Origin of the sequence: Streptomyces phaeolivaceus (genome assembly GCF_009184865.1) — a bacterium.
GTDB classification, from domain to species: domain Bacteria; phylum Actinomycetota; class Actinomycetes; order Streptomycetales; family Streptomycetaceae; genus Streptomyces; species Streptomyces phaeolivaceus.
Map to the genome: position 1 here is coordinate 8926353 of NZ_CP045096.1, position 21762 is coordinate 8948114.

Here is a 21762-nt window from a genome sequence, read left to right on the forward strand (position 1 = left end):
GACCGAACCGAAAGGCCCCCGATGCGGATCGCCATCGTCCTGTTCGACCGCTTCACCGCCCTCGACGCGGTGGGCCCGTACGAGATGCTCGTGCGGCTCCCCGACGCCGAACTCGTCTTCGTCGCCGAGGAGAGCGGACCCGTCCGCTCCGACACCGGCGCGCTCGCGCTCACGGCCGACCGGACGCTCGCCGAGGTCCCGGACCCGGACATCCTCGTGGTGCCGGGCGGCCCCGGCCAGCTCGACCAGATGGAGAACGAGACCCTCCTCGCCTGGCTGCGCGCGGCCGACCGTACGAGCGCCTGGACGACGTCCGTGTGCACCGGCTCGCTGCTGCTGGCCTCGGCGGGGCTCCTCGAAGGCCGCCGGGCCACCACGCACTGGCTCGGGCTGGAATATCTCAAGCGGTTCGGCGCCGAGCCCACGGGGGAGCGGGTCGTGATCGACGGCAAGTACGTCACGGCGGCCGGGGTGTCCGCGGGCATCGACATGGGCCTGACCCTGGTCGGCCGGATCGCGGGCGACGAGCACGCCCGCGCCGTACAGCTGCTGACCGAGTACGACCCGCGGCCGCCCTACGACGCCGGCGCCCCGCACAAGGCGCCCGCCCACCTGGTGGAGGAGTTCCGCACCAGCAGCCGGTTCGCCGTCGAGTGACCCGCCGCCGGGTCCGCCTCACACCGTCCAGGTGAACCGGGGCGGTCGGCGCTCCAGGAACGCGGCGACGCCCTCCGCGGTGTCGCCACTGCCCCGCGCCTGCCCGGCCCAGTGGTCGTCCCGGTCGGTACGGCCGTTCGCGAACTCCTTGGCCGCCGCCTGCGTCAGCCCCGAGCGCGAGACCAGCACCCGGGTGAACTCCGTGACACGAGCGGCGAGTTCACCGGCCGGCAGCACCTCGTCCACCAGCCCCGTGCGCAGCGCCCGTTCCGTGTCGATCAACTCGCCCGAGAACAGCAGGTACTTGGCGGTGCCCGGCCCGACCAGCGACACCAACCGCCTGGTGGAGGAGGAGGCGTAGACGATCCCCAGCTTCGCGGGGGTGATCCCGAACAGCGCCCCCTCCTCCGCGAACCGCAGATCGCAGGCCACCGCCAACTGCGCGCCGCCGCCCACACAGTGCCCGCGGATCGCCGCGAGCGTCGGCTTCGGAAAGGCGGCGAGCGCCTCCTCGGCGCGCACCGCCGACCCCTGGGCCTCGGCCGGGGACTCCCGTAGCGTGGAGATGTCGGCCCCCGCACAGAACGTCCCGCCCTCCCCGGTGAGCACCAGAGCCCGTACGCCGGGGTCGGCGGCCAGCCGGTCGAGCAGCGGCGGCAGCGCCCGCCACATCCCGGCCGTCATGGCGTTGCGTTTGGCCGGGTGGTGGACGACGACGGTCGCGACCCCGTCGGCGACGGTGTCCGACAACTGAGGCTCCATGCACCGGATGCTAGCGACCCCTCCCGCCCATACGATCAAGAAGGGGCCCGGAACCGCGAGGAGGCCCCGCATGCTCGGATCCAGGAAGGCCAAGGCCACGCCCGCCGCGCGGGACACCGCGCCCGCGCCGGCCGGGACGGGGGTGTACGCCGTCCAGGACGTCGACGCCGAGACCGCCCGGCTCAGCCGGGGCTTCGGCCGGCTCGCCGTACTCGGCGTGGTCCTGGTGATCGCGGGGATCGTCGGACTCTTCTACGTCGGCTTCGCCACCCTGACCTCGATGGTCCTCTTCGGCTGGCTGCTGCTGGTCGGCGGCGCGATCGGACTGCTGCACGCGGTCCAGGCGCGCGGCACCAACTTCTTCTGGCTCGGTGTCGTGGTCGCCGCCCTCAACATCGCGGCGGGCGTGGTCGTCATCAAGAGCCCGGAGGCGGCGGCCGAGGCGCTCACCATGTTCGCCGCGCTGCTCTTCCTGACCGGTGGGGTGTTCCGGCTGGTCGGCAGTCTCGTGGTGCGCGGCCCCCAGTTCGGCTGGACCCTCGTCCAGGGCGCCTTCGGGCTGCTCCTCGGCATCCTGGTCCTCGCCTCCTGGCCGAGCAGCAGCAAGTACGTCATAGGCACCTTCTTCTCGCTGGCCCTGCTCTTCGACGGGCTCGGTCTGATCGCCACCGGGTTCGGCGGCCGGCGCGTGGTGGGGCTGGTCTCGGAGCGGCTCACGGAGAGTGAGCGGCCGGCGGAGACGGCGGACGGCTCGGGCGGCAAACCCGTACAACCCGAATAGTTCCGAAAGCGGCACGAACCGAACAGAAGTGTTCGTGTGCCTGGCCGACTCGCTCACGAGTGATCCGAAAGTCGTCGATAGGCGCTGACTTCTGTTCAGTTCTCCGTGCGCAGCGCTGAGTTACCAACACTCGACATGTGGTGACAATCGAGCGCAAGGGTGGCGACCGGACAATGGACGACCAAGGGCGCGGGAGCGACCCACGCCCTGACGGCGGCGGGCACGGCTCCGACGCCCCGAGGCCGCCGGAGCCACTGCCCTACGAAGGGGTCTGGCGGTTCACCGCTGCCGCCGTCGACGCCTCGGTGCCGCAGGCGCGGCGCGCCGTCCGGGACCTGCTCGCCCGCCAGGGCGTGCCCCTCTCGGACGACCTCGTCCAAGGACTTCTGCTGATCGTCTCCGAGCTGGTGACGAACGCCGTGAAACACGCGGCGCTGCTGTCGCCCACGCTCGCCGTCGAGGTCGCGGTCGGGGCGGAGTGGGTGCGGGTCTCCGTGGAGGACAACCACCCCTACCGCCCGACCGCCCTGGAGGCCGACCACGGCCGGCTCGGCGGCCGTGGACTGCTCCTGGTGCGCGAGATCACCCTGGAGGCGGGCGGGGCCTGCGACGTCGAACACACCGCGAGTGGCGGCAAGGTGATCTGGGTCGCCCTGCCGCTCGAACCCGCACACCTGATCCAGGGGTGAGGATCACCAGCCCGCGGCCGGTCCCGTCAGCTCTCTGACCGCCGGCCGGGCCGAGTCCAGGACCGTCATGAACCAGGCCGAGAAGGTGTCCTTGGCATGCCGCTCCGCCAGCTCGGCCGGGGTGACGAAGGCGGTGCTCCCGACCTCCTCCGGGTCCGGCCGGAGCGGGCCCCGCAGCAGCCCGACGAAGAGATGGTTGAACTCCTGCTCCACCAGGCCCGAGGCCGGGTCCGGGTGGTTGTAGCGCACCGTGCCCGCCTCGCCGAGCAGCGCCGGGGAGACGCCCAGCTCCTCGTACGTCCGCCGGGCCGCCGCCGCGAAGGGGGACTCGCCCGGGTAGGGGTGGCCGCAGCAGGTGTTCGACCAGACACCGGGGGAGTGGTACTTGCCGAGGGCCCGCTGCTGGAGCAGCAGCCGCCCGCGCTCGTCGAAGAGGAAGACGGAGAAGGCCCGGTGCAGTCGACCGGGCGGCTGATGAGCGGCCAGCTTCTCCTCGGTGCCGATCGTGGTGCCGTCCTCGTCGACCAGCTCCAGCAGGATCGCTTCCGTGGTGCCGCTCTGGGGACTGTGCATCGCGGTGGCAGGTGTGATCGGCATGCCCATCCTTCGCCTCGTTCTTCGAGTCTCAAGTTTGCCGCACGAAAACCGGCACTCCCGGCACTTCGCGCCAACCTGCATGTCCTACCCGCGCACCCCGCCCGAAGACACCTGCGGACCAGGGGTCAGACCCCGAACGCGGCCGGATACCTGATGGTGCCGGGTGCCGCGGAAGCGGAACCGTCCAGTACCAGCGCCATCATCGCCTCGTCCGGCACGTCGAAATCAGGCCGGATGCCGTACTCGGACGCATGTACGAATCCAAAGCGCGGGTAGTACTCCGGATGCCCCAGGACGAGGACCAGCCGCTCCCCACGCGCGCGTGCCGCCTCCAGCGCCGCGCGGACGACGGCCGCCCCCGCCCCCTGCCGCTGACGGTCCGGCAGCACCGCGACCGGGGCCAGCGCCAGCGCGGGCGTCCCGTCCACATGACAGCGCGTGATCAGCGCGTACGCCGCGATCGTGCCGTCCGGTGCCTCGGCCACGTACGACAGCTCCGGCAGCCAGGCCCCGGGGTCCTCGCGCAGCGCGTCGACCAGTCGGGCCTCCGCGTCCGTCTCGAAGGCGGCGGCGTTGACGCCGAACACCTCCGCCCGGTCGGCGGACGTCTCCGGTCGTGTGGTCCAGACGGTCGTCAGTGACACAGCTTCGCCTCGTGTTCCGCGTGGCCGCTCGGCTCCAGTTGGAAGGTGCAGTGCTCGACGTCGAAGTGGTCGCCGATGCAGCCCTGGAGGTCGTGCAGCAACTTCTCGTGGCCGATGGAGTCCAGTGTGTCGGAGCCGACCACCACATGGGCGGAGAGCACCGGCATACCGGAGGTGATCGTCCAGGCGTGCAGATCGTGGACGTCCTCCACACCCGGCAGCGCCAGTATGTGGGCCCGGACCTCGGCCATGTCGACGTTCTTCGGTGCCGCCTCCAGCAGGACGTCGAGCGTCTCGCGCAGCAGCTTCACCGTGCGCGGGACGATCATCAGACCGATGACCAGCGAGGCGATCGGGTCGGCGGCCTGCCAGCCGGTGAGCAGGATGACCACCGCCGAGATGATCACCGCCAGCGAGCCGAGCGCGTCGGCGGCCACCTCCAGGAAGGCGCCCCGGACGTTCAGGCTCTCCTTCTGGCCGCGCATCAGCAGGGTCAGCGAGATCATGTTCGCGACCAGACCGATCGCGCCGAACACCACGGTCAGCCCGCCCTCGGTGCCGACCGGTGTGATGAACCGCTGGATCGCCTCGTACAGCACATACCCGCCGACGCCGAGCAGCAGCAGACAGTTGGCGAGCGCCGCGAGTATCTCGGCGCGGGCGTAGCCGAAGGTGCGGTTGCCGCTGGGCGGGCGGTTCGCGAAGTGGATCGCGAGGAGGGCCATCCCGAGGCCCACCGCGTCCGTCGCCATGTGCGCCGCGTCGGCGATGAGCGCCAGCGAATCCGCGAGCACACCACCGACGATCTCGACCACCATGACGGTGAGCGTGATCGACAGCGCGATCCGCAGCCGCCCGCGGTACGCCGCTGCCGCCGTACCGGTGGTCGGCGCGTGATGCGCGTGCCCGTGGTCGTGACCGACCCCCATGGAATCCGCCTTTCCGATGCGTCCATTGCGTCCGTGTGTTCGGTTCCGGATCACAGTGAACTACGGGTGGGGGGTATCCGGCAACGCGGCACTGAACACCGTTGTCATGTGCTCTGACCTGCGGAAACGATATGCAGGTCAGAGCGTTGCCAAGGTCGGGGCGGGGCTGTCGGCGGTCAGATGCCGCGGTGCGCCCGCCAGCCCGCCCAGGCCGACTCGACCATCTCGGGCACCCCGCGCCGGGCCGTCCAGCCGAGTTCCCGTTCGGCCAGCGCGGCCGAGGCGACCGCGCGCGGGGCGTCGCCGGGGCGGCGCGGTCCGACCAGTGCGGGACGGCGGTCGCCGGTCACCTCGCCGATGAGATCGACGAGTTCGCGGACCGAAACGCCCTCGCCGCGGCCGATGTTCACGGTCAGATCGCCGGTGGCCCCTTCGCCGGTGAGCCGGCGGGCCGCCGCGAGGTGCGCGTCGGCGAGATCGGCGACATGGATGTAGTCCCGGACGCAGGTGCCGTCCGGGGTCGGGTAGTCGTCGCCGAAGATCCGCGGGGCCTCGTCGCGGGTGAGGCGGTCGAAGACCATCGGGATGACGTTGAACACGCCGGTGTCCGCGAGGGCCGGGGCGGCGGCGCCCGCCACGTTGAAGTAACGCAGACACACGGTCGCGATGCCGTGCGCCTGACCGGCGGCCCGGACCAGCCATTCACCGGCGAGCTTGGTCTCGCCGTACGGGCTCATCGGGGCGCAGGGGGTGTCCTCCGTGATGAGGTCCACGTCCGGGTTGCCGTAGACGGCGGCGGAGGAGGAGAAGAGGAAGCGCTCCACCCCGGCACCGGCCGCCGCCTCCAGGAGGGTGGCGAGACCGCCGACGTTCTCCTGGTAGTAACGGGTGGGCTGGGCGACGGACTCGCCCACCTGCTTGCGGGCGGCGAGGTGGACCACGCCGGTCACCGCGTGCTCGGTGAGTGCGCGCTTGAGGAGGTCGCCGTCGAGGGCGGAACCGTGGATCAGGGGGATGTCCTCGGGGAGGCGGCCCCGGACCCCCGCGGAGAGGTCGTCCAGCGCGACCACCTGTTCGCCGGCCCCGGTCATGACCTTCGCCACGTGTGCGCCGATGTAGCCCGCCCCGCCTGTGATCAGCCATGTCATGCGGTCAACCTTATGCGGGGTGTTCGTTGTGCCCATTCGCCGTGGGGGGTGTGGAGGGATGGCGGGTGCGACGTCGTGCGTGAGTGCCCGCGCCCCTCGGCGAGGCGCGGCAGAGGCCCTTTCCAGAGCAGTTGCCCCTTCCTCTTGCGTGGCTATCAACCGATATCCGCATCGGAGTTTGTGGCGTAACCCCCACATCCCCGATGATGATCGCGGCGGAGGGCCGACGTCCTGAGCAGGTGCAACTGATCAGGCCGTGAACGGGCGGTGAACGCCTGCTTCCCTTCATCCGATAACCTCTGCCGACACGCCGCCGGGCCCCAGGGCCTGTCGTCGAATTCCCGTCTGCCTCGCGCCGCCACGCACGCACTCTCGGCGCACCGGGCGCAGACCCGAGTACGTCCAGTACGCGGGTCCACGCCCGGCACGCCGAGAGCACGCACCTGACGCCGCGAGGCCCGCCCTTCGGGCGGACGACGGGAATTCGACGACAGGCCCCGGGCCCTGTGCGCCTCCATCACCACGTTCACATGTCCGGCGCGGTCGCGTCGGCACCCAGGGAGTGAGTTCGTCTGTCGACCGCCATCCTCACCGGTCAGCCGGTGCCCGGGTCGTCGCTGGAGGGCGATCTGCGGTCGCTCGGCTTCGACGTGCGGGTCGCCTCCGACGCCGGTGACGCCCAGACGCTCCTCGCGACGGTGCCCGCCGACCAGCGCGTCGCGATCGTCGACGCCCGCTTCGTGGGCCACCCGCACGCGCTGCGCCTCGGACTCACCGACCCCCGCTTCGACGCCGCCGCCCTGCCGGGCGCCGTGACCGCGCAGGCCGCCGCCCGCCAGGCGCTGACCCGGGCCCTGGCCCGCGAGAACTCCGCCGCGAGCGGCACCACCGCCGTCGCCGTCGACAGCGTCGCCGACCGCGTGGTCGCCGCCCTCGACACGGACGGCGTCAGCCTGTACCGGCCCGAGCTGGGCACCCTGGTCGCCGCCGTCCCCGCCGACCCGCAGGCCCGCAACGAGGCCCGCCAGGCGGTCGCCGCCGTCGACGACGAGGCCGTACGGCTGCGCACGGCGGTGAAGTCCCGCGACGGCTTCTTCACCACCCACTTCATCAGCCCGTACTCCCGCTACCTCGCCCGCTGGTGCGCCCGCCGGGGCCTGACCCCGAACCAGGTCACCACGGCCTCGCTGATCACCGCCCTGATCGCGGCCGGCTGCGCGGCCACCGGCACCCGCGGCGGCTTCGTCGCCGCCGGCCTGCTGCTGCTCCTCTCCTTCGTCCTCGACTGCGCCGACGGGCAGCTGGCCCGCTACTCGTTGCAGTACTCCACGCTCGGCGCCTGGCTCGACGCCACCTTCGACCGAGCCAAGGAGTACGCCTACTACGCGGGCCTCGCCCTCGGCGCGGCCCGGGGCGGCGGCAGTGACGACGTATGGGCGCTCGCACTCGGCGCGATGGTCCTCCAGACCTGCCGCCATGTCGTCGACTTCTCCTTCAACGAGGCGAACCACGACGCCACCGCCAACACCAGCCCCACCGCGGCCCTCTCCGGCAAGCTCGACAGCGTCGGCTGGACGGTCTGGGTCCGCCGCATGATCGTCCTGCCGATCGGCGAGCGCTGGGCCATGATCGCCGTCCTCACGGCGGTCACCACGCCCCGTATCACCTTCTACGCGCTGCTCATCGGCTGCGCCTTCGCCGCGACGTACACCACGGCGGGCCGCGTCCTGCGCTCGCTGACCCGCAAGGCCCGGCGCACGGACCGGGCGGCGCGGGCGCTGGCGGACCTCACGGACACCGGCCCGCTCGCCGAGGCGCTGGCACGGTTCCTGCCGGGCCCGCCCCGCAAGACGGCACTGCTCAGCGCGGCCTTCGCAGCCGTGGCCGTGGTGACCGCCGCCTGGGTCTGGGGCCCGGCCTGGCAGGTCGTGGCAGTGGCCGGTCTGTACGTCCTGCTGTCGGCGGAAGCCGTCGAACGCCCCCTCAAGGGCCCCCTCGACTGGCTGGTCCCCCCGCTCTTCCGCGCCGCCGAGTACTGCACCGTTCTGCTGCTGGCGGCCAAAGCCGAGGTGAACGGGGCCCTTCCCGCGGCTTTCGGGCTGGTGGCGGCCGTCGCCTACCATCACTACGACACGGTGTACCGCATCCGCGGCGACGCCGGCGCGCCACCCCGGTGGCTGGTGCGGGCGATCGGCGGTCATGACGGCAGGACCCTGCTGGTCACCGTCCTCGCCGCGCTGCTCGCGCCCACAGAGTTCAAGGTCGCGCTCACGGCTCTCGCCGTGGCCGTGGCGCTGCTGGTGCTTCTCGAGAGCATCCGCTTCTGGGTGACCGCCCATAAGACAGGCGCACCCGCCGTACACGATGAAGGAGAACCCGCATGATCGGCCTCGTGCTGGCGGCCGGCGCCGGACGGCGTCTTCGCCCCTACACCGACACCCTTCCCAAGGCACTCGTGCCGGTCGGTCCGGAGGGCAACGAGGACAGCCTGACCGTTCTCGACCTGACCCTCGGCAACTTCGCCGAGATCGGCCTGACCGAGGTCGCGATCATCGTCGGGTACCGCAAGGAGGCCGTGTACGAGCGCCGCGAGGCGCTGGAGCAGAAGTACGGCGTCAAGATCACCCTCATCGACAACGACAAGGCCGAGGAGTGGAACAACGCCTACTCCCTGTGGTGCGGCCGTGACGCCATCAAGCACTCGGTGATCCTCGCCAACGGCGACACCGTGCACCCGGTCTCCGTGGAGAAGACGCTGCTCGCCGCCCGCGGCGACGGCAAGAAGATCATCCTCGCCCTCGACACGGTGAAGTCCCTCGCCGACGAGGAGATGAAGGTCGTCGTCGGCCCCGAGGGCTCCATGACGAAGATCACCAAGCTGATGGACCCGGCCGAGGCGACCGGTGAGTACATCGGCGTCACCCTGATCGAGGGCGAGGCCGCCGACGAGCTGGCCGACGCGCTGAAGACGGTCTTCGAGACGGACCCGCAGCAGTTCTACGAGCACGGCTACCAGGAGCTCGTGAACCGCGGCTTCCGGATCGACGTCGCGCCCATCGGTGACGTCAGGTGGGTCGAGATCGACAACCACGAGGACCTCGCCAAGGGACGTGAGATCGCGTGCCAGTACTGACGAGGCTCATCCCCTCGCCGGTCGTCGTGGACATCCGTCCCGGCGCGCTCGATGATCTGGCGACGATCCTGTCGGACCAGCGCATCGCGCCGTCGGGCCGGCTGGCCTTCGCGATCAGCGCCGGCTCCGGCAAGGCGCTGCAGGAGCGGTTCGCCCCCGCGTTCCCGGAAGCGGACTGGTTCTGTGACGCCGACGGCACCATCGACGGAGCGGTCCGGCTCGCCGACTCGATCAAGAAGGGCGGTCACTACGACGCCGTGGTCGGGCTCGGCGGCGGCAAGGTCATCGACTGCGCCAAGTACGCGGCGGCCCGGGTCGGCCTGCCGCTGGTCGCCGTCGCCACGAACCTCGCCAACGACGGTCTGTGCTCGCCGGTCGCCACCCTCGACAACGACGCGGGCCGCGGCTCCTACGGTGTGCCGAACCCGATCGGCATCGTCATCGACCTGGACGTCATCCGGGAGGCCCCGGTGCGCTTCGTGCGGGCCGGCATCGGCGATGTGATCTGCAAGATCTCCGCCGTGGCCGACTGGGAGCTGTCCAGCCGGGAGACCGGTGAGAAGGTCGACGGACTGGCCGCCGCCATGGCCCGCCAGGCCGCCGAGGCCGTCCTGCGCCACCCCGGCGGCGTCGGCGACGACGAGTTCCTGACCACGCTCTCCGAGTCCCTCGTGCTGTGCGGGATCTCCATGTCCGTGGCCGGCGACAGCCGTCCCGCCTCGGGCGCCTGCCACGAGATCAGCCACGCCTTCGACCTCAGCTTTCCCAAGCGCAACGCCCTGCACGGTGAACAGTGCGGTCTCGGCGGCGCGTTCGCCACGTTCCTGCGCGGCAACACCGAGGTCGCGGGCCAGATGGTCGAGGTCCTGCGCCACCACGGACTGCCCGTCCTCCCCGACGAGATCGGCTTCACCGTGGACGAGTTCGTCCAGGTCGTGGAGTTCGCCCCGCAGACCCGGCCGGGCCGCTACACCATCCTGGAACACCTCGAACTGAGCACCGAACAGATCAAGGACGCCTACGCCGACTATGCCAAAGCCATCGGTAGCTGAACTCCGCCCGGTCGTACACCCGCCGGGTGTGAAGGACCGGCGGAGCGGCGAGCACTGGGCCGGCCGGCTCTACATGCGCGAGATCTCCCTGCGCATCGACCGGCACCTGGTGAACACCCGGGTCACGCCCAACCAGCTGACCTACCTGATGACCGTGTTCGGCGTCCTCGCCGCCCCGGCCCTGCTGGTGCCGGGCATCACGGGCGCCGTCCTCGGTGTGCTGATGGTCCAGCTGTATCTGCTGTTCGACTGCGTCGACGGCGAGATCGCCCGCTGGCGCAAGCAGTACTCGATGGCCGGCATCTACGTCGACCGGGTCGGCGCCTACCTGTGCGACGCGGCCGTGCTCGTCGGCTTCGGCCTGCGCGCCGCCGATCTGTGGGGCACCGGCCGGATCGACTGGCTGTGGGCCTTCCTCGGCACCCTCGCCGCCCTCGGCGCCATCCTGATCAAGGCGGAGACGGACCTCGTCGGGGTCGCCCGGCACCAGCAGGGCAAGCCGCCGGTCCAGGAGTCGGCCTCCGAGCCGCGCACCTCCGGCATGGCGCTGGCCCGCAAGGCCGCCGCCGCCCTGAAGTTCCACCGGCTGATCCTCGGAGTCGAGGCCTCCCTGCTGATCCTGGTCCTCGCGATCGTGGACCAGGCCCGGGGCGACCTCTTCTTCTCCCGGCTCGGCGTCGCCGTACTCGCCGGGATCGCGCTGCTCCAGACCCTGCTGCACCTGGTCTCCATCCTCGCGTCCAGCAGGCTGAAGTGAGCGGCGGCATGAAGGTCGGCGCGGTGATCATCACCATGGGCAACCGCCCCGACGAACTCCGCGCCCTCCTCGACTCGGTCGCCAAGCAGGAGGGCGACCGGGTCGAGGCGGTCGTCGTCGGCAACGGCTCGCCCGTCCCGGACGTCCCCGAGGGCGTACGGACGGTCGAGCTGCCCGAGAACCTCGGCATCCCCGGCGGTCGCAACATAGGCATCGAGGCGTTCGGACCCAGTGGCCGGGACGTCGACGTCCTGCTCTTCCTCGACGACGACGGTCTGCTCGCCCACCACGACACCGCCGAACTCTGCCGTCAGGCATTCGACGCCGACCCGGAACTCGGCATCGTCAGCTTCCGTATCGCCGACCCGGAGAGCGGTCGGACCCAGCGGCGCCATGTGCCCCGGCTGCGGGCCGCCGACCCGATGCGCTCCTCCCGGGTCACCACCTTCCTCGGCGGCGCCAACGCCGTACGCACCCAGGTCTTCGCCGAAGTCGGCGGTCTGCCCGACGAGTTCTTCTACGCGCACGAGGAGACCGACCTCGCCTGGCGGGCTCTCGACGCGGGCTGGATGATCGACTACCGGTCCGACATGGTGCTGTACCACCCCACGACCGCGCCCTCCCGGCACGCGGTCTACCACCGCATGGTCGCCCGCAACCGCGTCTGGCTCGCGCGCCGCAACCTCCCGGCCCCCCTCGTCCCGGTCTATCTGGGCGTCTGGCTGCTGCTGACGTTGCTGCGCAAACCCTCCCGCCCCGCCCTGCGGGCCTGGCTGGGCGGCTTCAAGGAGGGCTGGACCAGCCCCTGCGGCCCCCGTCGGCCCATGAAGTGGCGTACGGTGTGGCGGCTGACCAGACTGGGCCGGCCTCCCGTCATCTGACAAGCTCGAAATCTGAGAGCATTCGGCCGTACCCGGTCCAGGTTTCCGCCTCGGCCCGACCAGGCTGCGCACTTTGAGGACGAAAGTTTCCATTTGTGAGTGAGACAACGCATGACGGCAGGGTTGTGGTGAGCGACCGTCCGTCGCCCGACGACGGGCTCTCCGCGACGGAACTGGCCGCCAAGTACGGGCTCGCCGTGAGCGGCGCCCGGCCCGGACTGGCCGAGTACGTCCGCCAGATGTGGGGGCGGCGGCACTTCATCCTCGCCTTCTCCCAGGCGAAGCTCACCGCGCAGTACAGCCAGGCCAAGCTCGGCCAGCTGTGGCAGGTGGCCACCCCGCTGCTCAACGCGCTGGTGTACTTCCTGATCTTCGGTCTGATCCTGGGCGCCGACCGCGGCATGCCCCGCGAGGTCTACATCCCGTTCCTGGTCACGGGTGTGTTCGTGTTCACCTTCACCCAGAGCTCGGTGATGGCGGGCGTCCGCGCGATCTCCGGCAACCTCGGCCTGGTGCGCGCGCTGCACTTCCCGCGCGCCTCGCTGCCGATCTCCTTCGCGCTCCAGCAGCTCCAGCAACTGCTGTTCTCGATGATCGTGCTGTTCTGTGTGGCGGTCGGCTTCGGCAGCTACCCGAAGCTGTCCTGGCTGTTGATCGTCCCCGTGCTGGTGCTGCAGTTCCTCTTCAACACCGGCCTCGCGCTGATCATGGCCCGCATGGGTTCCAAGACCCCGGACCTCGCGCAGCTGATGCCGTTCGTGATGCGGACCTGGATGTACGCCTCCGGCGTCATGTTCTCCATCCCGGTGATGCTGGAGGACCACCCCAAGTGGATCGCCAGCGTCCTCCAGTGGAACCCGGCCGCGATCTACATGGACCTGATGCGCTTCGCGCTGATCGACGGCTACGGCCGGGAGAACCTGCCCCCGCACGTATGGGCGGTCGCCGGCGGCTGGGCCCTGCTGATCGCGCTCGGCGGCTTCGTGTACTTCTGGAAGGCGGAGGAGAGGTACGGCCGTGGCTGAGTCACTCATCCCCACCGTCATCGCGGACGAGTTGCACATCGTCTACCGCGTCAACGGCGCCAAGACCGGCAAGGGCAGCGCCACCGCCGCCCTCAGCCGTATCGTCAAGCGCGGCGAGGAGCGCGGGGTGCGCAAGGTGCACGCCGTCAAGGGCGTCTCCTTCATCGCCTACCGCGGCGAGGCCATCGGCCTGATCGGCTCCAACGGTTCCGGCAAGTCCACCCTGCTGCGCGCCATCGCCGGTCTGCTCCCGGCGGAGCAGGGCAAGGTCTTCACCGACGGCCAGCCCTCGCTGCTCGGTGTCAACGCGGCCCTGATGAACGACCTCACGGGCGAGCGGAACGTCATATTGGGCGGGCTCGCGATGGGCATGTCCCGCGAGCAGATCAGGGAGCGCTACCAGGGCATCGTCGACTTCTCCGGCATCAACGAGAAGGGCGACTTCATCACCCTGCCGATGCGCACCTACTCCTCCGGCATGGCGGCCCGCCTGCGCTTCTCCATCGCGGCGGCCAAGGACCATGACGTGCTGATGATCGACGAGGCCCTCGCCACCGGTGACCGCTCCTTCCAGAAGCGCTCCGAGGCCCGCATCCGCGAGCTGCGCAAGGAGGCCGGCACGGTCTTCCTGGTCAGCCACAACAACAAGTCCATCCGCGACACCTGCGACCGCGTCCTGTGGCTGGAACGCGGCGAACTGCGCATGGACGGCCCGACGGACGAGGTCCTGAAGGAATACGAGAAGTTCACGGGGAAGTAGGGCCTGTCTTCGGAGCAGGCCGACTTCCGGTGGCGGCGTGCAGTTGCTTCCGGTGAGCGGGGTTTGGTGCGTGCGGCTGCAAGGCGGAGGAGGGAGTCGACGCGGAGCGTCGGCGACCGACGACAACGCGGCAGAGGCGCGTGCCAAACCCCGCGGCCCAGGGCTGATCCGAAAGACAGGCCCTGGCCCGAAATCACCCGGGCCCCGCCGGAACTGTTCCGGCGGGGCCCGGCGTCTGCAAGCGGTACCGGGGCCGGTGTTCGCGAGAGGGCGGAGACCGGTGTCCGCAAAGGGAACGCCAACTCCGGCAAGGACTGTGTCAACTCCGGCCACCCATAGGAATCTTGGGGGCAATCGGTGCGTTCTTGTGATGTGCAGGACACCCGGACGGAGCATGGTGCGTTGTACAACGTAAGCTGTACCGGTGCCGAATCGCGGCAAGTGGGTCCATAATGCGCGACACCCGGCATCAGCCGCAGACGCCGCCCACTGGGCGGCGTGTCCGAAATAGTGCGTATTGGGTCGGCAGTGTAGAACGGGAGATGTGACGGCCATGGCTACGGAGACTCCCCAGCTCAAGCACGTTTCTGCCGTTCCCGTGCCGGGTGACGAGCGGTGACCGAAACCGGGACGGCGCGCACCGGGAACCCGGAGCGCGACACCCTCGACAAGGCCGGGGCCGAGAACTTTCCCGTTGCCCCGTTCTTCCTGCCCAGGGCCTGGCGCGACGATCTCCTGGCCGTCTACGGCTTCGCCCGCCTCGTCGACGACATCGGCGACGGCGACCTCGCCCCCGGCGGCGCCGACGCCCGCCTCCTGGGCGTCTCCCCGCAGGACGCCGACGACCGGCTCCTCCTCCTCGACGCCTTCGAGGCCGACCTCGGCAGGGTCTTCGACGGCGCCCCGAACCACCCCCTGCTGCGCCGCCTCCAGCACACCGTCCGCCGCCGCTCCCTCACCCCCGAGCCGTTCCTCGCCCTGATCGCCGCCAACCGCCAGGACCAGCTGGTCAAGCGGTACGAGACCTATGACGACCTGCTCGCCTACTGCGCGCTGTCCGCCAACCCGGTCGGACATCTGGTCCTCGCCGTCACCGGCGCCACCACCCCCGAGCGGATCCGGCACTCCGACGCGATCTGCACCGCGCTGCAGATCGTCGAGCACCTCCAGGACGTCACCGAGGACCTGGGCCGCGACCGGATCTATCTGCCCGCCGCGGACATGAAGCGCTTCCACGTCCAGGAGGCGGATCTCGCCGCGCCCAGCGCGGGTGCGTCGGTGCGCGCGCTGATCGCGTACGAGACGGAACGTGCCCGAAACCTCCTGAATGACGGCACCCCGCTCGTGGGTAGCGTCCACGGCAGGCTGAGGCTGCTCCTCGCGGGATTCGTGGCGGGTGGAAGGGCGGCCGTCCACGCGATCACCGCCGCCGAATTCGACGTACTTCCCGGCCCGCCCAAGCCCGGCAAGCTCCGGCTGCTGCGCGAGGTGGGCGCGACCCTGCGAGGAGAGGGGTGATCCAGGCCGTGGAGTCGGAACCACACGCGTCCGCGCCGGTACTCGCCGCCTACAGCTACTGCGAGGCCGTCACCGGACAGCAGGCCCGTAACTTCGCCTACGGCATCAGACTGCTGCCGACGCCCAAGCGCCGTGCGATGTCCGCGCTGTACGCCTTCTCCCGGCGCGTCGACGACATCGGTGACGGCGCGCTCGCGGTCGACATCAAGGCGGCCCGGCTGGAGGAGACCAGAGCGCTGCTCACCCGGGTCCGGGACCGCTCCGTCGACGAGGACGACACCGACCCCGTCGCCGTGGCCCTCGCCCACGCGGCGACCGCGTTCCCGATCCCGCTCGACGCCCTCGACGAACTCATCGACGGCGTCCTCATGGACGTACGCGGCGAGCACTACGAGACCTGGGACGACCTCAAGGTCTACTGCCGCTGTGTCGCCGGTGCCATCGGCCGGCTCTCCCTCGGCGTCTTCGGCACGGAACCCGGGGCGCGCGGCGCGGAACGCGCGCCGGAGTACGCCGACACCCTCGGGCTCGCGCTCCAACTGACCAACATCCTCAGGGACGTTCGGGAGGACGCCGGGGGCGGGCGGGTCTATCTGCCCGCCGACGACCTCGCGAAATTCGGCTGCTCGGCGGGGTTCGCCGGGCCGCTCCCGCCCGCCGACTCCGACTTCGCGGGTCTGGTGCACTTCGAGGTGCGCCGGGCCCGCGCCCTCTTCGCCGAGGGCTACGGACTGCTGCCGATGCTCGACCGCCGCAGCGGCGCCTGTGTCGCCGCGATGGCCGGCATCTACCGGCGCCTCCTCGACCGTATCGAGCGCGAGCCGGAGGCCGTGCTGCGCGGCCGGGTCTCGCTGCCCGGCCGTGAGAAGGCGTACGTCGCCGTACGCGGTCTCTCCGGTCTGGACGCCCGCCATGTGTCGCGCCGCACCGTCAGGAGGCGCGTCTGATGGACAATCCGGTCCAAGGTGAATCCATCGGGGAAAAGTGGTACGCAACCCTCCGCAACGTGCGGGCGTCCCTGACTTCAACGGTCCGCCGCGAACCGCTCCGGCACCCCGGCGGACCGGCAGGGGAGGGTGCACGATGACCGACGGCGCACAGTCCGAGGGACTGCTCGACACCAACCGTACGGGCCGGCCCCGGAGCACGGCCGTGGTGGTCGGCGGGGGGCTGGCCGGCGTCACCGCCGCGCTCTCGCTCGCCGACGCGGGCGTGGACGTCACCCTCGTGGAAGGGCGGCCCCGGCTCGGCGGGCTCGCCTTCTCCTTCCAGCGGGGCGAGTTGACCGTCGACAACGGACAGCATGTGTATCTGCGCTGCTGCACCGCCTACCGTTGGTTCCTCGACCGCGTCGACGGCACCGCCCTCGCGCCCTTGCAGGATCGTCTCGACGTGCCGGTCCTCGACGCCGAGGGACCGCCCGGACGACGGCTCGGCCGGCTGCGGCGCGACGCGCTGCCCGTCCCCCTGCATCTGGGACGCAGCCTCGCCACCTACACCCACCTCTCGCTCGCCGAGCGCGCCAGGGTCGGGCGTGCGGCGCTGGCGCTCAAGGCACTCGACCTCGCCGATCCCGCGCTGGACGAACGGGACTTCGGCGGCTGGCTCGCCGCGCACGGTCAGTCGGCGCGGGCGATCGAGGCGCTGTGGGACCTCGTGGGGGTCGCCACCCTCAACGCGGTGGCCCAGGACGCCTCGCTCGGACTCGCCGCGATGGTGTTCAGGACGGGTCTGCTGTCCGACCCGGGCGCCGCCGACATCGGCTGGGCCCATGTCCCGCTCGGCGAACTGCACGACCGGCTGGCCCGCAAGGCGCTCGACTCGGCGGGCGTCCGCACCGAACTGCGCACCCGCGTCAACTCCGTCTCCCGCGCGGCGAACGGGACTTGGCGGGTCGAGGTGCCCGGCGAGAGCCTCGACGCCGACGCGGTCGTCCTCGCCGTACCGCAGCGCGAGACCCACGACCTGCTGCCCGAGGGCGCGCTCGACGAGCCCGGACGGCTGCTGGGGATCGGCACCGCGCCGATCCTCAACGTCCATGTGGTGTACGACCGGAAGGTGCTGAGCAGGCCGTTCTTCGCGGCCCTCGGCTCCCCGGTGCAGTGGGTGTTCGACCGGACCGAGGCGTCCGGGTTGCGCGCCGGCCAGTATCTGGCGCTGTCGCAGTCCGCCGCGCAGGACGAGATCGACGCGCCCGTCGCCGAGCTGCGGGCGCGGTATCTGCCCGAGCTGGAACGGCTGCTGCCCGGCGCCCGCGACGCCGAGGTGAAGGACTTCTTCGTGACCCGGGAGCGCACCGCCACGTTCGCCCCCACCCCCGGCGTCGGACGGCTCAGGCCCGGCGCCCGCACCAAGGCACCCGGCCTGTACCTGGCCGGAGCGTGGACCGCCACCGGGTGGCCCGCGACCATGGAGAGTGCGGTCCGCAGCGGCATCGGCGCGGCGGACGCCGCCCTCGCCGTGCTGGGCCGCCCCCGCGGACACCTCTTCCGCTTTGAGGAGGCGGCGTGACGCTCGAAGCGCACCGGACCGGATCCCGCACTCTCGGTACCACGAACACATCGACATCTGGAGAGACTGTGCCCACTGTGCCCCCGGCCGTGACGGCCGCCGCGAGGACCGCGGTGGACGTCACCGCGCTCCTGGAGCGCGGGCGGACCCTGGCCACCCCCGTGCTGCGGGCGGCCGTCGAACGGCTGGCGCCCCCCATGGACACCGTCGCCGCCTACCACTTCGGCTGGATCGACGCCCACGGCAAGCCCGCCGACGGCGACGGCGGCAAGGCCGTACGCCCCGCGCTCGCCGTCATGTCCGCCGAGGTCACCGGCTCGGCGCCCGAGGTCGGCATCCCCGGCGCGGTCGCCGTGGAACTGGTGCACAACTTCTCGCTGCTGCACGACGACCTGATGGACGGCGACGAACAGCGCCGTCACCGCGACACCGTCTGGAAGGTCCACGGCCCCGCCCAGGCCATCCTCGTCGGCGACGCCCTGATGGTCCTCGCCAACGAGGTCCTTCTCGAACTGGGCACCGCCGAGGCGGCCCGCGCCACCCGCCGCGTCACCACGGCGACCCGCGCGCTCATCGACGGGCAGGCCCAGGACATCTCCTACGAGCACCGCGAGCGGGTCGCCGTCGAGGAGTGCCTGGAGATGGAGGGCAACAAGACCGGCGCCCTGCTCGCCTGCGCCTGCTCCATCGGCGCCGTCCTCGGCGGCGCCGACGACCACACCGCCGACACCCTGGAGAAGTACGGCTACCACCTGGGCCTCGCCTTCCAGGCCGTCGACGACCTGCTGGGCATCTGGGGCGACCCGGTCGCCACCGGCAAGCAGACCTGGAGCGACCTGAGGCAGCGCAAGAAGTCCCTGCCGGTCGTGGCCGCGCTCGCGGCGGGCGGACCCGCCTCCGAGGAACTCGGCGAACTGCTCGCCGCCGACGCCAAGAGCAACGACTTCGAGAACTTCTCCGAGGAGGAGTTCGCCGCGCGCGCCGCCCTCATCGAGCGGGCGGGCGGCCGGGAGTGGACCGCCGAGGAGGCGCGCCGCCAGCACACGATCGCCATCGAGGCACTGGACTCGATCCGGATGCCCGAGCGGGTACGGGAAGAGTTCGCGGCGCTCGCCGACTTCGTCGTCGTACGGAAGAGATGACCGCCATCCCCCAGGAGCCGACCGTCATCGGTCGAATAGCCCTCGCGTAGTCGCCGGCCGGTGCCCGTCACCGGACACGCACCGGCCGACGGCTGACCCACCGCAGAGAGATCCGTCCACTGCACGAAGGGGAAGCCATGACAGCGACGACCGACGGAAGCACCGGGGCGCTGCCGCCCCGCGCCCCCTCGGCCAGCGACACCGACCACGACTCCGCGGTGGCGGTCGGGGTCCAGGACGCCGCCGCGCACGCCATGGGCCGCGCCACCGACTTCCTGCTCTCCCGACAGGACGCCCAGGGCTGGTGGAAGGGCGACCTGGAGACCAACGTCACCATGGACGCCGAGGATCTGCTGCTCCGTCAGTTCCTGGGCATCCGCGACGAGAAGACCACCCGGGCCGCCGCCCTGTTCATCAGGGGCGAGCAGCGCCCGGACGGCACCTGGGCCACCTTCTACGGCGGCCCGCCCGACCTCTCCGCCACCGTGGAGGCGTATGTCGCGCTGCGGCTGGCCGGGGACGGACCCGAGGAACCGCACATGGCGCGGGCGTCCGCGTGGGTCCGGGAGCGCGGCGGGATCGCCGCCGCCCGGGTCTTCACCCGGATCTGGCTGGCGCTGTTCGGCTGGTGGAAGTGGGACGACCTGCCGGAGATGCCGCCGGAGATCGTCTGGTTCCCGAAGTGGATGCCGCTGAACATCTACGACTTCGGCTGCTGGGCCCGTCAGACGATCGTGCCGCTGACCGTCGTCTCCGCGAAGCGTCCGGTGCGGCCCGCGCCGTTCCCGCTGGACGAACTGCACACCGACCCCGGGCGGCCCAACCCGCCCAGACCCCTTGATCCACTGGGCAGTTGGGAAGGCGCCTTCCAGCGGCTCGACAAGCTGCTGCACGGCTACCACAAGGTGGCGCTGAAGCGGCTGCGCAAGGCGGCGATGAACAGCGCGGCCCGCTGGATCGTCGAGCGGCAGGAGAACGACGGCTGCTGGGGCGGCATCCAGCCCCCGGCCGTGTACTCGATCATCGCGCTGCATCTGCTCGGCTACGACCTCCGACACCCCGTGATGCGGGCCGGGTTGGAGTCCCTGGACCGGTTCGCCGTGTGGCGCGAGGACGGGGCCCGGATGATCGAGGCCTGCCAGTCCCCGGTGTGGGACACCTGCCTCGCGGTCATCGCGCTCGCCGACGCGGGAGTGCCCGCCGACCATCCCCAACTCGTCAGGGCCGCCGACTGGATGCTCGGCGAGGAGATCGTCCGCCCCGGCGACTGGTCGGTCAAGCGGCCCCAACTGCCGCCCGGTGGCTGGGCGTTCGAGTTCCACAACGACAACTACCCCGACATCGACGACACCGCCGAGGTCGTCCTCGCACTGCGCCGGGTCGCGCACCACGACCCGGAGCGGGTGGACAGAGCCGTACGGCGCGGCGTGCGCTGGACCGTGGGCATGCAGTCGAGGAACGGGGCGTGGGGCGCCTTCGACGTCGACAACACCAGCCCGTTCCCCAACCGGCTGCCGTTCTGCGACTTCGGCGAGGTCATCGACCCGCCGTCCGCCGACGTCACCGCGCACGTGGTGGAGATGCTCGCCGTCGAGGGACTGTCCCACGATCCCCGCACCCGGCGCGGCATCGAGTGGCTGCTCGCCGAACAGGAGCCGAACGGCGCCTGGTTCGGCCGCTGGGGCGTCAACTACGTCTACGGCACCGGCTCGGTGGTCCCCGCGCTGGTGACCGCCGGACTGCCCGCCGCGCACCCCGCGATCCGCCGGGCCGTGGCCTGGCTGGAGACCGTGCAGAACGACGACGGCGGCTGGGGCGAGGACCTGCGCTCCTACCCCGACCCCGCCGAATGGGGCGGCAAGGGCGCCTCCACCGCCTCCCAGACCGCGTGGGCGCTGCTCGCGCTGCTGGCGGCGGGCGAACGGGACGCCAAGGCCACCGAACGCGGCGTCGAGTGGCTCGCGCGGACCCAGCGCGCGGACGGCTCCTGGGACGAGCCCCACTTCACCGGCACCGGCTTCCCCTGGGACTTCTCCATCAACTACCACCTCTACCGGCAGGTCTTCCCGCTCACCGCGCTGGGCCGGTACGTCCACGGCGAGCCGCCCGTCCTGACGGCACGGGGACGCTGATGAACACGCCCGCCGCCCCGGCCCCGCTGCTGATCGCCTGCGCGCTCGGCATCGAGCAGCTCGCCCTGCGCAGCGGCGAGCGGGGCGGCGCCGGAGGCCCGGTCACCGTACTGCGCACCGGGATGGGGCCGCGGGCCGCCGAGCGGTCCGTCACGAGGCTGCTCGCCGACCCGGCGCTGCGCGACGCGGCGGTGCTGGCCACCGGGTTCTGCGCCGGACTCGCGCCCGGCATGCACCCCGGTGACGTGGTGGTCGCGGAGGAGACCTGGGGGCCGGGCGGCGCCGTGACGCCCTGCGACTCCATCGGACGTCTGGTGAAAGAGCTGGAGCGCCTGGTGCCCGGACGTACGGTCCACACCGGCCCGCTCACCGGATCCGACCACGTCGTACGAGGTCAGGAACGGTCCGACCTGTGCGCGACCGGCGCGATCGCGGTCGACATGGAATCCGCGGTCACACTCCATTGCGCCGTGAGATCCGGCGCACGCCCGGTTGCGGCCGTCCGGGTGGTCGTGGACGCTCCAGAACATGAACTGGTCCGGATCGGCACGGTACGCGGTGGAATATCAGCCTTCCGCGTCCTTCGTGCCGTCCTTCCCGCTTACTACGAATGGCACCGTTCCTTGCTGCTCCCCAGGAGGTGA

The 21762-nt window shown here is 71.3% G+C and carries 22 protein-coding genes; 17 read left to right on the forward strand and 5 right to left on the reverse strand.

Features of this window, described 5'->3' with window-relative positions; translation table 11 throughout:
• Positions 1 to 21 precede the first annotated feature (21 nt).
• Positions 22 to 657: a DJ-1/PfpI family protein gene (locus F9278_RS40685; RefSeq protein WP_152172790.1), complete on the forward strand. Its 636-nt coding sequence runs from the start codon at positions 22 to 24 to the stop codon at positions 655 to 657.
• Between the two features lie 18 nt (positions 658 to 675).
• Here F9278_RS40685 and F9278_RS40690 read toward each other — a convergent pair whose 3' ends face one another.
• A complete protein-coding gene (locus tag F9278_RS40690; RefSeq protein WP_152172791.1) occupies positions 676 to 1419 on the reverse strand; it encodes an enoyl-CoA hydratase/isomerase family protein in 744 nt (247 codons plus the stop codon).
• Positions 1420 to 1489: 70 nt separating this feature from the next.
• On the opposite strand from F9278_RS40690, the gene F9278_RS40695 reads away from it, so the two are divergent.
• Together F9278_RS40695 and F9278_RS40700 are read left to right on the forward strand one after the other, a co-directional pair.
• Positions 1490 to 2200, forward strand: a complete 711-nt coding sequence (locus F9278_RS40695; protein ID WP_152172792.1) for an HdeD family acid-resistance protein — start codon at positions 1490 to 1492, stop codon at positions 2198 to 2200.
• Between the two features lie 173 nt (positions 2201 to 2373).
• Positions 2374 to 2889, forward strand: coding sequence for an ATP-binding protein (locus F9278_RS40700; protein WP_152174425.1), 516 nt, complete (start codon positions 2374 to 2376; stop codon positions 2887 to 2889).
• 3 nt (positions 2890 to 2892) lie between these two features.
• On the opposite strand, the gene idi is transcribed toward F9278_RS40700, so the two are convergent.
• The 4 genes from idi to galE all read right to left on the reverse strand — a co-directional run bounded on the left by idi (position 2893) and on the right by galE (position 6207).
• Positions 2893 to 3486 carry an isopentenyl-diphosphate Delta-isomerase gene (idi, locus tag F9278_RS40705; protein WP_152172793.1) on the reverse strand — a complete coding sequence of 198 codons (594 nt, stop codon included), beginning with the start codon at positions 3484 to 3486 and terminating at the stop codon, positions 2893 to 2895.
• Positions 3487 to 3611: 125 nt separating this feature from the next.
• Entirely contained in the window at positions 3612 to 4130 is a 519-nt protein-coding gene (locus F9278_RS40710) for a GNAT family N-acetyltransferase (protein WP_152172794.1), read from the reverse strand.
• Positions 4121 to 5059, reverse strand: coding sequence for a cation diffusion facilitator family transporter (locus F9278_RS40715; protein ID WP_152172795.1), 939 nt, complete (start codon positions 5057 to 5059; stop codon positions 4121 to 4123). The genes F9278_RS40710 and F9278_RS40715 overlap by 10 nt, the downstream gene beginning before the upstream one ends.
• Positions 5060 to 5235: 176 nt before the next feature.
• Complete coding sequence (galE, locus tag F9278_RS40720) at positions 5236 to 6207, reverse strand: UDP-glucose 4-epimerase GalE (protein WP_152172796.1); 972 nt, start codon at positions 6205 to 6207, stop codon at positions 5236 to 5238.
• Positions 6208 to 6779: 572 nt separating this feature from the next.
• On the opposite strand from galE, the gene F9278_RS40730 reads away from it, so the two are divergent.
• From F9278_RS40730 to F9278_RS40790, 14 genes are all read left to right on the forward strand, one after another.
• Positions 6780 to 8591, forward strand: a complete 1812-nt coding sequence (locus tag F9278_RS40730; RefSeq protein WP_152172797.1) for a DUF5941 domain-containing protein — start codon at positions 6780 to 6782, stop codon at positions 8589 to 8591.
• Positions 8588 to 9340, forward strand: coding sequence for a phosphocholine cytidylyltransferase family protein (locus F9278_RS40735; protein ID WP_152172798.1), 753 nt, complete (start codon positions 8588 to 8590; stop codon positions 9338 to 9340). The genes F9278_RS40730 and F9278_RS40735 overlap by 4 nt, the downstream gene beginning before the upstream one ends.
• Positions 9328 to 10392: an iron-containing alcohol dehydrogenase family protein gene (locus F9278_RS40740; protein ID WP_152172799.1), complete on the forward strand. Its 1065-nt coding sequence runs from the start codon at positions 9328 to 9330 to the stop codon at positions 10390 to 10392. Before F9278_RS40735 ends, F9278_RS40740 begins: the two co-directional genes overlap by 13 nt.
• A gap of 28 nt (positions 10393 to 10420) precedes the next feature.
• Positions 10421 to 11149, forward strand: coding sequence for a CDP-alcohol phosphatidyltransferase family protein (locus F9278_RS40745; RefSeq protein WP_152172800.1), 729 nt, complete (start codon positions 10421 to 10423; stop codon positions 11147 to 11149).
• A gap of 8 nt (positions 11150 to 11157) precedes the next feature.
• The gene (locus F9278_RS40750) at positions 11158 to 12030 is read left to right on the forward strand and encodes a glycosyltransferase family 2 protein (RefSeq protein ID WP_404819037.1); all 873 of its coding nucleotides are present in this window, start codon (positions 11158 to 11160) and stop codon (positions 12028 to 12030) included.
• A 95-nt stretch (positions 12031 to 12125) separates the two neighbouring features.
• Entirely contained in the window at positions 12126 to 13055 is a 930-nt protein-coding gene (locus F9278_RS40755) for an ABC transporter permease (protein WP_152172802.1), read from the forward strand.
• Positions 13048 to 13815, forward strand: coding sequence for an ABC transporter ATP-binding protein (locus F9278_RS40760; protein WP_152172803.1), 768 nt, complete (start codon positions 13048 to 13050; stop codon positions 13813 to 13815). Before F9278_RS40755 ends, F9278_RS40760 begins: the two co-directional genes overlap by 8 nt.
• Positions 13816 to 14430: 615 nt before the next feature.
• Positions 14431 to 15333: a squalene synthase HpnC gene (gene hpnC / locus F9278_RS40765; protein ID WP_152172804.1), complete on the forward strand. Its 903-nt coding sequence runs from the start codon at positions 14431 to 14433 to the stop codon at positions 15331 to 15333.
• Positions 15330 to 16280 carry a presqualene diphosphate synthase HpnD gene (hpnD, locus tag F9278_RS40770; protein ID WP_152172805.1) on the forward strand — a complete coding sequence of 317 codons (951 nt, stop codon included), beginning with the start codon at positions 15330 to 15332 and terminating at the stop codon, positions 16278 to 16280. Before hpnC ends, hpnD begins: the two co-directional genes overlap by 4 nt.
• Complete coding sequence (locus tag F9278_RS48905; protein ID WP_226967149.1) at positions 16280 to 16420, forward strand: DUF6380 family protein; 141 nt, start codon at positions 16280 to 16282, stop codon at positions 16418 to 16420. The genes hpnD and F9278_RS48905 overlap by 1 nt, the downstream gene beginning before the upstream one ends.
• Entirely contained in the window at positions 16417 to 17844 is a 1428-nt protein-coding gene (hpnE, locus tag F9278_RS40775; RefSeq protein ID WP_152172806.1) for a hydroxysqualene dehydroxylase HpnE, read from the forward strand. The genes F9278_RS48905 and hpnE overlap by 4 nt, the downstream gene beginning before the upstream one ends.
• Before the next feature lie 89 nt (positions 17845 to 17933).
• The gene (locus tag F9278_RS40780; RefSeq protein WP_226967377.1) at positions 17934 to 18986 is read left to right on the forward strand and encodes a polyprenyl synthetase family protein; all 1053 of its coding nucleotides are present in this window, start codon (positions 17934 to 17936) and stop codon (positions 18984 to 18986) included.
• Between the two features lie 137 nt (positions 18987 to 19123).
• Complete coding sequence (gene shc / locus F9278_RS40785; RefSeq protein ID WP_152172808.1) at positions 19124 to 21118, forward strand: squalene--hopene cyclase; 1995 nt, start codon at positions 19124 to 19126, stop codon at positions 21116 to 21118.
• Positions 21118 to 21762, forward strand: a complete 645-nt coding sequence (locus F9278_RS40790) for a phosphorylase family protein (protein WP_152172809.1) — start codon at positions 21118 to 21120, stop codon at positions 21760 to 21762. The genes shc and F9278_RS40790 overlap by 1 nt, the downstream gene beginning before the upstream one ends.